Origin of the sequence: Bifidobacterium psychraerophilum, from assembly GCF_000741705.1 — a bacterium.
Taxonomy (GTDB): domain Bacteria; phylum Actinomycetota; class Actinomycetes; order Actinomycetales; family Bifidobacteriaceae; genus Bombiscardovia; species Bombiscardovia psychraerophila.
The window spans coordinates 686,967-701,132 of record NZ_JGZI01000009.1; the positions used below are offsets into that span (position 1 = coordinate 686,967).

A 14,166-nucleotide genomic window follows, 5' to 3' on the forward strand; every position below is an offset into this window, starting at 1 on the left:
CCCCGCGCGCTGCCGCGGGCATCGGCTGACGCCGTGGCACGGCATGACTCCCCAGGCTTTCGATGAGCCTCAGAATGCGGCGAACCACGTATGGATATTCACCAGTGCGTCCGGATTGTTCTTGGCGGTGATCGCGGCACCTGCCAGCAGGGTGATCGCCAGTCCGGCCAAGGCCAGAACCGTGATCGCTCCCATCGCCAGGCCCCTGGAACGGCCGGCCCAATCCGGCCTGGTATCCGCCTGCAGATTCGCGGCCATGGCATGCGTCGAGGGATTCGGCGCGCCACTGCGCTCCGCGATGGCCGCTATAACGATCACCGCGCACAATGAGAGCAGCCAGCCGAAATCGGCCATATAACGCCAGACGAATCCGCCGAGGTAGGCGTCGAATACCGCCATCACCAGGCCGAGCAGCAGCAGCGACCAGGCGATGCCGAACACCCGCCGTGAGCGCAGGAAACGGCGGACGAGAGGCAGCGCGGCAATGACGATAAGCGCCGGGCACAGCATCAGCAGACCGCCGACCCCGCTTTCGGTGTATTGCCAGTGGGGCAGTGGCGCAGGTGCGTATGAGATCCAGGGGAACAGCCTGGTGAAGCTCAGAGGCTGCCCCAGATAGTAGCCGACGATGTACGGGATGTTGTCGATCGGCGTCTGGTACTGCCGCAGGTTGACGACGGTGACCTGATACTGGTTGCCGAAATTCAGGAAGGAACCGAAACGCCAGTAATTGTAGGCAAGGGCCGGCATCATGGCCGCTGCTGCAGGAAGCGTGGCGGCGGCGAAGGCTTTCAGCAACGAACGCCGTGCCACGCTGCGCCGCCGGGCGTCCTGCACTTGGCCATCGACTTCTCCAAGCCCACCCTGCTTGACGGGGCGCTTCCTTGCCTGACCGATAAGCGCCACCAGCTCGTCCCAGAAGATGGGCAGTGCCAGCAGGCAGGTGAGCACGAAGGCCGGGCGGCAGGCGAGATTCGCTCCAAGGCACAGCGAACCCAATGCGATGCGGGGGAGGGACAGCCTGCTTTCGATCTCGCCGCGCTTATCGGCGCGCATATCAGTGCATCGCCACATGCGCCACGCCGCGTCGTGACTGTCCCTGACCTGCCGGGCACCAAGCCAGAGCCACAGTCCCAGGGCGCTTAAGGCCAGCGAGGCGGCCAGTGGAATGGTGTAGAAGGTGCCGGTATTCCACAGATAGCCGAGATTCGATCCTGTGAAACACACGATTGCGCCGATCACCACAACCGCCAGCGGGACGGCCGTGAAATGCCTGTTGATGATTCGTATCACCAACAGCAGCAGCATGACGCTTGCCGCCAGGAGCAGCAGCATGCTTGCGGCCTGCGCGGGAAGCATCAGTCCGCCATCCACCCAGAGCGAGGTGATCGCCTGGTATGGCAGGAACAGCGCCACTGCCGGCAACACGCCGAAGTATGAGTACCAGTGGCCTTCATAGAGCACATAATCCCAGTAGATGGGCTGCGTTCCATGATCCAGCAGGCTCTGCCGCGTCGCTATATCCAGAGGATCCTTGCTGAGCAGCAACTGGTCCGGAACTTTGAGATCAAGCCAGGGTCTGCCATGCAGCAAGGCGTCGGCCACATGCCCGTACTGGTTGAAGTCGTAGGTGTATCCGTTGTCGTTATGGAATATCTGCTGTTGCGGCCATACGATGACGCTGATGATCGTGGTGACGGCCACCAGGATGAAGGGGATCAGCAGTGAGGACAGCAGCAGGCGCTGTTTGCCGTCGCCGGTGTCCAGGCGGGTGCGCCACAGCCATGAGTGGGGCAGGAAAGCCAGAACCAGCAATGCGATCAGGCACATGGCCGCAATGCGCAGCGCATCGAAGTGCCAGGGGACCCGGGGATTGACGGAAAAGCCATCGACCCTGACGACCGTGCCGGTGGGCTCCTGGATCCACAGACGAAGGGAGTCGGTTCTGCCGCCCGCATCAGGATTCCTCAGATAGGCGCTCATCGGCACATCGGTTGAAACGCTGCTGTTGCTTCCCGCAGCCCATGCCTCCTCACCGTTCCCGGTGGAGGAGAGTGCATCCAATCTGACGTCGGTGCTGTTATCGGGGGTGGTCGTGATCTCCGCCAATGAGGTGGAGCTTCCACTGCCTGCCGCAGCGTCGTTCGTGCTGATGTGGATGAAACCGACCCGCGCATCCACTCCACTCATCTGTATATAAGCCTTGCTCGGCTCCACCACGCTCAGCAGGCCGTTCCGCTCACGTTTGAGTCCGTCTCCGATGGTCACCGAGGCATTGGAGGAGGCCTGTTCTCCTAGGTAGTGCAGCGACGACCAGTGGGGCAGATTGAAGGCGACCGCCTCCATAAGAACAATCAGGATCAGGGCCACGGCGCATCGCCATTTATGATGCGGCAGTGGCTTGGCGGGGCGGGGAGCGATCACCACATCATTCTATACATCCGTGCCCCAGCCGCCACCTGAAAGCCGTGCCGGGCCCGTCCCGCAGCGCTGCGGCGCGCTTTTTCTCAGGGCTTTATGTCGGGCTGGATTGGGAGAATACCTCTATGTCTCGCAGCCGAAGAACCCCATTGAACGTGAAAAAGCAAGGACGACGATTAGCTGCACAGCTGCGTCGGATGCTTGGTCTGGACGGTATGGTCGACCGTCTGGACCAATCCCGTGATGCCTTCGAGTCGGTGCTGCGGTCCCTGTCCGAACGGGTGACGTCCGAACACGGGCAGACGGGGAGCGTCGCCTCCGGTGACTCCCGTCCCGACCAGGGTGATGCCGGTATTGACGATGGTTTCGTGCTCAAGGAGTTGCAGAAGAACTCGCGACGCATCCCCATGCTGGTCAAGCGCAGGGTCTTCAAGGACTTCCCGGGTGTTCCGGGCAAACTCGCCATCGGCTGGGTGCAGTTCCCGGAATTCAAGGGCACGGGATTCGCGCTGGGGGTCTTCCCGGACAAGGACCATTTCGCGCAGATCGCCGTCGCGGATGATCGGGGCAGGGTCTTCGTCGGCACCGAAGCCGCGATGGACACCCAGGACATGCTGCCGCGTTTCCTGCTGAGCAAGGAAAACGTGGTGCAGATTCCATATGGGCGGCGTTTCGGCATCGATGATCCGAATCCCGAAATCGTCGATGCCGCCCAGGGAGGCGTGGCGGGGCGTGATTCCTCCGGAAGACTCACCTGGTTGGCATCGTGGTTGAAATGCGACAACAGGTACACGCTTGAGCAGATGCGTGCGCCCTTGCCCGACGAATTCCGCTTCGACCTTGAATACCGCGATGCGGTGACCATCGCTTTCTTCAGCACCTATATGATCCCGCAGATACAGGGTTTCCTGGTCGGATTCGGTTCCGGCAACATCTTCCGCAGGCTCAATCGGGAGGCTCCGATCGGTGCGATACGCCGCAGCGTCGGGGACACCACCAACGCCAAGGCCCAGGGCCTTCGCGCTTCCGGTTTGGAAGAGCATTTCAGCGACATCATGCGCGAGGCAGGAGCTTTGGATCCCGTTCCCGGACTGGAAGCGGTGCATGGTGCGGAGGCTCTTCACCTGTACACATCCTCGTTCTCGGGAAGCTATTTCTTCTCATGGGATTCGGGGCTGGAGTTTTCCGCGGCGCTGCGTTCATTGAAGATCGAGGGCAACCTCAACCGTTTCGCCGCAACCGGTGCATGGCTTGAGCGCAATGCCCGCTTTGGCGTATTCCCGACAGAGGACACGGTGACGCGTGCCGAGGCCTCGCAGATCGATTTCGCTCTGCTGAACAACCCGGCGCTGTCCGCGATGCCTCTTGACGAGCAGTTGCCCAGGAACTTCGATCCGGTTCATGATGACGGGAAGCATGCGGCATTCATGCTGGTCGAGCTGGCCCAGGAGGCGGCGGGCCAAAGCAGCGAGCATTTCCCCGACCCCACCCAGAACGCGCGGGACCACGAGGAGTCCACGCTGTCCGCCGATGCCGGTGGCTCCGAGTGGGTGTATCGGCAAACGATGTCTTCCCTGCTGCGCAGGCTGAGGCTTCCATACCGATTCGATGTGGAGATGCGCTCCAATCTTGAAGGCGGTGATGTGGCGCTCGCATTCACCACCGCAGGCGTGACGATGATGCCGAACAGTCGCTTCGACGAGCGCCGGAACGCTTGGGTTGAGCTGGACGACGCGCAGAAGGCCCGAATGAGCGCCGATTACAACCTCAGAGTGGGCCTGATGATGGCCGCCCTGGCGTTCGGGGCCGACAGGAAGGTCCAACGGGTCTCGCTGCATATCGATTCGATAGGTCTTGAGGAGGCGGTGGCCGAGCAGGATTCCGCCATCACGCAGATGATGAGCCAGGCCTTGGCGGCATTCGAACGCATCCGAATGGGACGGGTATCCCCGACGGGGTCGAAGGCGGACCCGAAGGATGGCGATGTCCACGGTGATCCGGCCCATGCGTCGCAGCAGTCCTCAGGTGGACGTGACGACGATTCGGTGAACAGCACCTTCCAGAATCTGATGCAGGATGTCGATTTCGACGAGATGACCTTCGCGGTTCCCGGCGAGGAGGACAGCGCCCAAGCGGACGACGACGGCGAGGACTCCGGGGTCTCCATCACCGGCGTGCAGGATGTCTTCGATGACATCTCCGGCGATGGCTCCGGAGCCGCCGGGGCACAGGACGGGGATCAGGAGGATCCCCTCAGCGCGCTGCATCGCAACCCGACCGTTCGCAATATGGCCGCCGTGACCTTCGAACGCAGCGCATTTCTCAGCATGCTCGGAGAGCAGGGCCTCGACGATCCCAAGGCATTCTTCCATAGCTTCGGCGCGGTGATGGATGTGGACGGCAAGGGTGGTCTCAAACCGGTCAGCGCGGATTTCGACTTGCGTGACAACGTCTTCTCTCCACATGCCTCACAGGAGGAACCCGAGCTCGCGGATAAGGAGCTCTCGGGTCGGGTCGCACAGGTCCTGGGTGCGAAGAACGCCAACGGGCTGTCGATTCAGCGCGTCGATCTCCTGCAGCGTTCGGTGAACGATTTCCACCAGCTTTCGATGAATACGGATATGCCGTCCGTGCGTAAGGCGCAGGAGGCCATGCAGATCGTCACCGCGATCGATGATCCCGAACTGACCGAGCTCGCACCCGAAGTGACCAGTGCATTGATCGACGGCAGGGACACCCCGGATTTCAAGTTCACGCTTGCCGACGAACTTGACAATGAGAGGGTCAAGGCCAGGGATCTGCTGTTCTCGGGTCAGACCGAGCAGGCTTTGCAGACCGCGCAGGCCGCGGTACGGCAGATGGACGCGAAGTATGCGCTGGGTAATGGCATTCCTCGGTATTTCAACTCCTATGCGGAACGCGTGGTCTATAACCGCCTCTTCGCCACCCCGGGTGAATCGACGGTGCTGATTCCCGACAACCTGTTCTACGCGCATATGGAACTCGCTGATGTGCTGGCGCAGATCAAGGGGGCGCAGGAATCGCTGCCGCATCTCAATGCGATGGTCTCCTATGCTCCCGCATACCCGCTCTCCCACTTGAAGCTGGCCGTGCAGCTCGCACGGAACGAGGATTGGGATTCCGCACGGGCAGCCACGCTCAATGCCCTGCGCGTGGCCCTCGATCGTGACGACGCCTCCTTCGCGTATTACCGCTTCGCGTACGCCGCATGGATGCGTGATGAATTCGATATCGCCGCCGCCGCATATCTGATGAGTGAGCACATCAGTTCCGGGCAGATACCGGCTTTGCAGGCCGAACTCCAGGAGTTGACGGCACGCGCGCAGTCGCAATGCGTACCGGTTCCGCAGACGGTTGAGGATGCCCAGAGGGTGTTGCAGCACTATGATCTGCCGGTGTGGCCGCATACCGAGGTGGCCTCGATCGTGCGGCAGGCCGCACGGGTCTGTGTGGATCAGGGTATGTTCGTTCCCGCACGGACGCTTTCGGTGGCGGCCGCAAGGATGAATGACGATGAAAACGGAGGTATCGACGTGGTGCAGGCGCAATTCCTGAGGACTCTCAATGCCTGAGGCGACAGTGGATTCGAGTGTGTCAGCCGAACAGCCTGAACTGTTGGGCGATCAGGAGGGGAAGAGCATATCGACCTCCTCATCCCGCAGTGGTGAATCGGCGGATGCTTCGGCGCCTGCGGTGGGCAGCGAAGCATGGATCGACTCGATGCAGGCCACCGATGCGGATGCGCTCGCTCTGGCGGCGGTGCCGATCAGCACGATGAGCACGGAGCTGGCGACCAGACTCTGGACCAAGTTGGCCGCCTGGGTCGAGTCCGACCAGATCGCATACTACCTGGATGACGCCCCCGTCTCCTCCGACGCCGCCTATGATGCGCGCATGCGCTGCCTGCAGGAGCTGGAACGTGTGTTCCCGCTTCTCGACACCCCGCAATCACCGACGCATCGCGTGGGAGGCACCTTCTCCAACGACTTCGCATCGGTGCGTCATCCCACGCGGATGATGAGCCTTGATGATGTGTTCAGCATCGAGGAGCTGAAGGAATGGTACGAGGGTGTGCGCCGCGATCTGGATTGGCCTTCGGGCAAATCCCTGCCGATGACCTGCGAGGTGAAAATCGATGGTCTGGCCCTCAATCTGATCTACCGTGACGGCGTACTCGAACAGGGGCTGACCAGAGGCGATGGCGTCACCGGTGAGGACATCACGCTCAATGTGCGTACCATCGGCACTATTCCGCGTGAACTCGGCGGTCCGAAGAACGATGTGCCCAGCATGGTCGAAGTACGTGGCGAGGTGTTCATGCGCCTTGACGACTTCGCAGCCCTGAATGAGCAGCAGACACAGATGGGCAAGCCGCCCTTCGCCAACCCACGCAATGCCGCAGCGGGATCGTTGCGGCAGAAGAACCCGAATATCACCGCCTCACGGCATCTGAGCTTCTATGCGCACGGCATAGGGACCCTGCGTTGGGGGAGCGGAAGCTCCCACCAGGGGCATGACCAGGTCAACGATCAGTCCGAGGCATACAATCTCTACGAGCAGTGGGGAGTGCCGGTCTCCCCGCACAACCGCGAGGTCGGTTCATTCGATGACATTCTCCGGATGATCGAATACTACGGCGAGCATCGTGGCGACATCGAGCACGCCTTGGACGGCATCGTGGTGAAGGTCGATGATCTGGCCCTGCAACGCAGGCTCGGAGCGACATCACGTGCGCCGCGCTGGGCGATCGCATACAAGTATCCGCCCGAAGAGGTCAACACCGAGTTGCTGGACATCGCCGTGCAGGTGGGGCGAACCGGACGTGTGACCCCGGTGGCGATTCTGAAACCCGTCTATGTGGCCGGTTCAACGGTTTCCAGGACGACACTGCATAACCCTTCGGAGGTGAAGCGCAAAGGCATCCTGATCGGTGACACGGTTGTGGTGCGTAAGGCCGGGGATGTGATTCCGGAACTGGTCGGTCCCGTTTCCGAACGTCGGGAGGGACGCGAGGATCAGCTGCACGAATTCGTCATGCCACGGAACTGCCCGAGTTGCGGTGCCGTGCTCGCCCCCGCCAAGGAGGGCGATGTCGACGTCCGATGCCCGAATGTGGAATCCTGCCCGGCGCAGCTGACCGAAAGGGTCATTCATATCGCATCGCGGAAGGCCCTCGACATCGAGCATCTGGGTGAGCAGAGCGCGATAGCCCTGACCAATCCGGAGGAGAACCGGCCCGATTCCCTGGATGTATATGCGCCTGACATCCATGAGGTGCTTGTCGCACCAGGGGAGGAGCCCGAACCCTATGTTCCCCCCGAGCATCTGCATCTGCCGGAGGTCCAGCGTCCCGTCCTGTCCAGTGAGGCCGGACTCTTTGCGCTGAAGGCCGAGGAGCTGACCGATGTGCGGGTGTGGAGGGAGGCGCCGATCGTCGAGGTCACCGAGCAGCAGGGCGATGGCAGGAGCCGCAAGCAGCGGCGCAAGGTCGGCAGCAGCGGTCTGTGGTACCAGACCTACGCCTTCTCGAATCTGCATAGCGTCGAATCGGATGAGGGCTCTCGGCTGACGCGTGTGCCGTCCAAGAACACGCTGCGCATGCTGGAAGAGATCGACCATGCCAGGCATGCGGATCTGTGGCGGGTGCTGGTGGCGCTTTCCATCCGTCATCTCGGTCCCACCTCTTCACGGATGATCGCTTCGCGTTTCCGCTCGCTGGATGCCCTGGCCGAGGCCGGGGTCGAGAAGCTTTCGGAACTGGATGGTGTCGGCGGCGAAATCGCCGAGTCGATCGTCGCGTGGTTCGATGCCGCCAAGCAAAGCGGCGACTGGCGTGGTGCGATTCTTGACGCGTGGAAGCAGGCGGGTGTCGGCATGAACGTGGAGGAGCACGTCCAGAAGCAGACATTGTCGGGTATGACCGTGGTGGTTACCGGAAGTCTAGAGGACTTCTCCCGGGATTCCGCCAAGGAGGCGATTATCGAACGTGGTGGGAAGGCATCGGGTTCGGTCAGCAAGAAAACGGACTATGTGGTGGTGGGGGAGAACGCCGGGTCGAAGGCCGCCAAAGCCGAGAGTCTTGGCGTCCCGATGCTGAACGAGGCCCAATTCCATCGGCTGCTCGAGACCGGTTCCCCTGAGGAGGCCTAAGTCCGCGCGGGTTCGGCCTCGGGATGTCCGCCGGAGAAGGTCTGGCGCGGTCCCGCTCCGGCCTGCCGGCAGGGTCCGTCCCCGCGCTCTGTGCCTGATGCGCTGGTGTGGGCGGTGTAGGAGGATCGGGTAGACGGATCGGTGAGTTTTCACCGGCTCTGCACACCTTCTATCGGTGGCGGCATTAGGGTGGTTGTGGCGGCGGTGGATATATATGGTGATGGTGGATGCCCGGATGTGAATGTGTAGATGTGAATGTGTGGACGTGGATGTGTAGATGTGAATGCGCAGATACGGACGCGGGGATGTGAATGAGGAGATGAGTCAAGGATGAGCATGACCGAGGTGCACGCTGGCGAAGAGGCTGCTTCGCAAAGCATCGAGCAGCATCTGTATCAACGTCTGAGCAAGGTCATCGATCCCGAGCTCGGCCGTTCGATAACCGATATGGGTATGATCGTCTCCATCGAGGCGGTCCCGAGGGCGGGGGCCTCCGGGGATGCCACGGATGCATACGATGTCGTGGTGCAGGTGGAGCTGACCGTGGAGGGATGCCCCCTCTCCGAGACCATCACCAACCAGATCAAAGGTGCCGTGTTCTCCTACCCGGATGCGAAGCTGACGCCGCATATCGAGGTCTCCTCGATGAGCAAGGAGAAGCTCTCCAATCTGGTGGAAGGTCTGAAAGAGGCCCGACGCGCGAATCCCTTCACCAAAAAAGGCGTGAAGACCAGGATATTCGCCATCGCCTCCGGTAAGGGCGGTGTCGGCAAATCATCGGTGACAGCCAATCTGGCCGTGACCTTCGCCTCGATGGGTTACGACACGGCCGCCATCGATGCCGATATCTACGGATTCTCACTGCCCTCGATCTTCGGCGTGCACACCCAGCCCACGAATCTCAACGGTATGCTGATGCCGGTCACTGCCTGGGGCGTCAAGCTGATGTCGATCGGCATGTTCACCGGCGCTGATCGCGCGATACTCTGGCGTGGCCCACGCCTGCAGCGTTCGCTTGAACAGTTCCTCTCGGATGTCTGGTGGGGGGACCCCGATGTGCTGCTGCTGGATCTCGCGCCGGGAACCGGCGATATGGCGATTTCCATAGCCCAGACGCTTCCCAACGCCGAATTGGTGGTGGTCACCACGCCGCAGCCCTCGGCTTCGGATGTGGCCGTACGCTCAGGCCTGGTCGCCTTGCAGGTGCCGATGACCGTGCGCGGGGTCGTCGAGAACATGAGCTGGTTCGATCATCAGGGTGAGCGGCTACGGATCTTCGGTGAGGGCGGGGGAGAACGTGTCTCCCAACGCTTGACGAATGCCCTGCACTACGATGTGCCACTGCTTTCCCAACTGCCCTTGCAGACCGATATGCGCACGACAGCGGAATCGGGCCGTCCCGCAGTGCTGAACGAGGATGGGGCTTTGGACAGTTCCGAACTGGCGCAGTCATTCAAAAAACTCGCAACGACCCTGATGTCGTAGGATGCTGCAGAGTGCAGCAGAGTCAGGGGATTCCACGATCCGCTTGTGGATGGTGAGGGTCGTTGCCGCCGCACGGTGTTGCAACACAGTGGTGGTGAAACACAGTGGTGGTGAAGCACGGTGCTGTTGTAACACAGTGCTGCTGTAACCTGGTTCTGCTGTAACCAGGTTCTGCTGTACCATGGTGTTCCTGAAACACCGTCGTATTGCGATATTGTGGTGTTACGATACGCTGGTATCAGAACTGAAGCACATGAGGTTCCCCCACATGCCAAGGGAGCTGCACACAAGGGGTTTTCTTACGATTTCACGATGACTGACGAGGTGGCGCACGGCCGATGAAGGCCGGAGCGTGCCCGGGCATGCCATTATTCGTGGAATCGATATCACACCGTATGTCATATGGCAGGCAAGCTGTGCCCTGCTTGCTGTCGTGACACCGGTACCTGCACGAAAGGGCTGCCGGAGGGCATTCCATCCTCGTCCTAGGAACACATCAATCAACGTCATTGATATGTGAATCGAGGAAGCATGTCTCAGCAAACAGTACTGACACTCAATAATCTCACCGTAACCCAGATCGGCACATCGAACACCCTGTTCGAGAATGTGAATGCGACCTTCCCGCAGGGATGGACCGCCGTGCTGGGGGACAACGGCATCGGCAAGACCACACTGATCCGGGTCGTCATGGGCGATGTACTCCCATACCGTGGCACGATAGCGCCGTCACCGGGGAAGCTGGTATTCGGGTATTGCCCCCAGGATAATGCGGTGCGGCCACGGAACATCGAAGATTTCGCCTCCGACTGGTCACCGACGGCGATCGGCATCAGGGACGATCTGGGCATAGACGAGTCGTGGCTCTGGCGTTTCGAATCCCTCTCAGGTGGGGAGCAGAAACGCGTCCAACTGGCCTGCGCACTGGCGTTGGAGCCGGATGTGCTGATCTTTGACGAACCGAGCAACCACGTGGACGAGGTGACTGCTCAGGCGATAGCCACCGCGATGCGTGGTTTCCAGGGGATTGGGATCCTGATCTCGCATGATGTGGCTCTGATCGATGCGACGGTGCGGCAATGTCTGTTCATGGAGCGAAAGCATCTGCATGGACGTAACGAAACGGTGCTGACGATGAGAAGGGGCAATTACACCCAGGCGGCGGCGCAGGCCCGCCTTGAGGGGGATGCGGCCGTGGAGGAGTTGAAGCAGGCCAGGCGTACCGCAGCCAGACTGGATGCCGCGAAAGCGCATCGCGTGTATGAAGCCGCACAATCGGATGCCAAACGTCGCGGTGACAGGATCGACAGAAAGGATCATGACGCGCTCGCCAAACGTCGCTTCGCCATCGTCACAGGGAAGGACGCGCGGGCCGGTGCCGCCAGTGCACGCATCGACCATCAGGTGAGGTCGGCGCATGAGCAGATGGAGGGCGTGGCGACCCCCAGCAAACGCTACGACGGCGATATATGGCTGGACGCCGAAGCGAGCCACCGCAAGGAGCTGCTTCGTCTTGAGGAGGGGCTGCTGCCGTATGCGGGGACGGGTCACGATGAGGCCCCGCTTGCGGATGCGCGCGGTCTGCTCATCCCCACACTGAGCGTTGGCCCGCATGACCATATCGGTATCTCGGGTCCGAACGGGACGGGGAAAAGCACGCTGTACCGTGCTCTGCTCGCATGCGTCGCCGAACAGCAGACACCGGTGCGGGTGCTGTCCATCAGCCAGATAAGCGGTCGGAGGGAATCGGACCTCGCCGTGGCGGCACTCCATGACATGCCTTCACAGCAGCGTGCATCCGTGTTGGGCGCCATGGCCCAGTTGAATGCCGACCCGGACAGGGTGTTGACGGGTGCCTCGCCCTCACCCGGTGAGCTGCGAAAACTGCTGCTTTGCCTGGGAGCCAGGGATCATCCCGAGCTGATCATGATGGATGAACCCACCAACCATCTCGATCTGCATTCGAAGCAGGCCTTGGGCAAGGCACTGGCCTCCTTCCCGGGCGCGGTCATCGTGATATCGCACGATGCGTACTTCCTGGACCTCGTGGCCACGATCCGGTGGAAGCTCGATTGGAGCGAATGCGGTGCCACACTGGATCTGGGGTGAACTTGCTGCGGAGGGGGCGAAAGCTATGGCAGGGCCGGATCCACGGCTTTCACCGTGGCCCTGTGACGGAGGACCAGCGCGAAGGAGTAGACGGCCAAGGAAAGCCATATGACGCAGAAGGCGATCAGCATCGTATGGTTGATGGCCTCATGCAGGAAGAGGATCGCCGACAGGAATTGCAGGGTCGGGTTGATGTATTGCACGAATCCCACGGTGAGATATTGGGAATGCTGCACACCATAGGCGAAGGTGATAAGCGGTATCGCGGTCACGATTCCGGCACCCATCAGCAGTGCGATGATGCCGGGCTGCTGATGGGCCACCCCGAATCCGGGCTGCCATATCAGCCACAGCAGCGCCAGAGGGGTGACCACCGCCGTCTCGAAGGTGATGGATTGCAGTGAGTCGAGAGGCACCACCCGCTTCAGCAGGCCGTATCCGCAGAAGGTCAGCGCCATGACCAACCCGAGCCAGGGGACGCCGCCGCTGCCCACGATGAAAATGCTCACCCCAAGGGCGGCCAGCGCTATGGAAATCCAACCGAAGGCGTTGGTGCGTTCCCGCAGTACGATGATCGCGATGAGCATGTTCATCACCGGCATCAGGAAGTACGAGGCCGATGCCTCCAGGGTTTTGCCCACACTCACCAGAATGATGTAGAGCAGCCAGTTCGCGCTGATGAGCAGGGCCGCGATGACGGCCAGCAGGAAGAGCGTCTTGTTCTTCCACAGTCGCGCGCAGGCGGCGAAGAAGTGACGATGCCGGCGTAACAGTGCCAGCAGTATCAGCATCGTCACCATAGTGGTGATGATCCGGTAGGCGAGTACCGTGTTGGATGCGACGCTTCGCAACGCGTCCCAGTAGATGGGGAGCAGACCCCATGCGACGCTGGATATGGTTATCGCGAGGAGACCGCGAGGTGTCTGTGTGACAGGTGGGGCCGTAGGCATAGCCGCCATAATACTGACATCATGTAAGCGACACTTTTCCGCCAGCACATCGTGATGTCCAGAGTGGGTGCCGGGCGGCGCAGGTCATCCGCGTCGCCCGCAAGCGGCGTGCCTTGGGTGCACCGCGATGGGAACTGATCAGAGCCCGGAGGGTGTCTGCCCGGCTTGTACCGCCTGCAGGGCGCTGTGGATGTCGGTGTCTCCGTCATGGAAATTCAGTGTGGCGCCGATGGTGTTCGGAGCGTGCACCGTTGCGACGAGCACCGCCGCCACATTGCCACGGGATGTTGAAGGCGTCGCCGCGCTCTTCCTGACGGCATCGATGGTGATCCGGCCACTGGGGCTTTCCAGTGTCAGCGCGCTGGGGCCGAGGATGGTCCAATCAAGCCCGGAGGCGCGCAGATAGCGATCAGCCTCGGCCTTCGACTGCGCATAGGCGAACATGGAACTCTCGGGTCCGAAGACCTCGGGATGGTCGGCATCATAATAGGAAACCGTGATGTAGCGTTTCACCCCGGCGAGTGCGGCGGCATCGATGCAACGTTTCGCCGCATCGCGGTCGACGGCGTAGGTGCGCGAACTGTCACCGCCGCCCGCACCGGCCGACCAGATGATCACATCACTGCCGGAGAAGGCCTTGGCGAGTTCCTCGGTGGATGCATCTTCGATATCGAGCACGAGGGCATGCGCACCGTCTGCCTCAACATCCTCGACCTGTTTGCGGTCGCGGATGATGGACGTGACCGAATCACCCTCCGCCGTGAACATCGGGCTTGCCAGCAATGCGACTTTGCCGTGGCCGCCGATAATCGTGATATGTACCAAAACGCCCTCCCTATGATGATGGTCGTGAATCGACTCGGATGCGATCAAGGACCCCTGTCACCAGAATAGATAAGGGCATTGCCCGTGCAGCATAATCAAGCGTGCCTGAATGTGGAGGACTTCCGGGCGATCTTCTGTCATCTTCCTTCGCTCATACCTCGTATCGGACCGGAAGCATCGGGACCAAACCGTTCTGCTGACTCAT

General features: G+C 61.2%; 7 protein-coding genes. 4 read left to right on the forward strand and 3 right to left on the reverse strand.

The window, feature by feature from the left end; translation table 11 throughout:
* Positions 1-69 precede the first annotated feature (69 nt).
* Positions 70-2,427, reverse strand: coding sequence for a hypothetical protein (locus BPSY_RS06875; protein ID WP_052118890.1), 2,358 nt, complete (start codon positions 2,425-2,427; stop codon positions 70-72).
* Between the two features lie 209 nt (positions 2,428-2,636).
* On the opposite strand from BPSY_RS06875, the gene BPSY_RS06880 reads away from it, so the two are divergent.
* The 4 genes from BPSY_RS06880 (at position 2,637) to BPSY_RS06895 (ending at position 12,186) form a co-directional block, all read left to right on the forward strand.
* Complete coding sequence (locus tag BPSY_RS06880) at positions 2,637-6,014, forward strand: tetratricopeptide repeat protein (RefSeq protein ID WP_415926602.1); 3,378 nt, start codon at positions 2,637-2,639, stop codon at positions 6,012-6,014.
* The gene (ligA, locus tag BPSY_RS06885; protein ID WP_081884306.1) at positions 6,007-8,592 is read left to right on the forward strand and encodes an NAD-dependent DNA ligase LigA; all 2,586 of its coding nucleotides are present in this window, start codon (positions 6,007-6,009) and stop codon (positions 8,590-8,592) included. The genes BPSY_RS06880 and ligA overlap by 8 nt, the downstream gene beginning before the upstream one ends.
* 336 nt (positions 8,593-8,928) lie before the next feature.
* Positions 8,929-10,077 carry an Mrp/NBP35 family ATP-binding protein gene (locus tag BPSY_RS06890; RefSeq protein ID WP_033496742.1) on the forward strand — a complete coding sequence of 383 codons (1,149 nt, stop codon included), beginning with the start codon at positions 8,929-8,931 and terminating at the stop codon, positions 10,075-10,077.
* 531 nt (positions 10,078-10,608) lie between these two features.
* Entirely contained in the window at positions 10,609-12,186 is a 1,578-nt protein-coding gene (locus BPSY_RS06895) for an ATP-binding cassette domain-containing protein (protein WP_051921786.1), read from the forward strand.
* Positions 12,187-12,209: 23 nt separating this feature from the next.
* On the opposite strand, the gene rarD is transcribed toward BPSY_RS06895, so the two are convergent.
* Both rarD and BPSY_RS06905 read right to left on the reverse strand, forming a co-directional pair.
* On the reverse strand, positions 12,210-13,136 hold the full coding sequence (rarD, locus tag BPSY_RS06900; RefSeq protein ID WP_052118889.1) for an EamA family transporter RarD: 927 nt from the start codon (positions 13,134-13,136) through the stop codon (positions 12,210-12,212).
* A 138-nt stretch (positions 13,137-13,274) separates the two neighbouring features.
* Positions 13,275-13,961, reverse strand: a complete 687-nt coding sequence (locus tag BPSY_RS06905; protein ID WP_033496614.1) for an SDR family oxidoreductase — start codon at positions 13,959-13,961, stop codon at positions 13,275-13,277.
* Between the last annotated feature and the right edge of the window lie 205 nt (positions 13,962-14,166).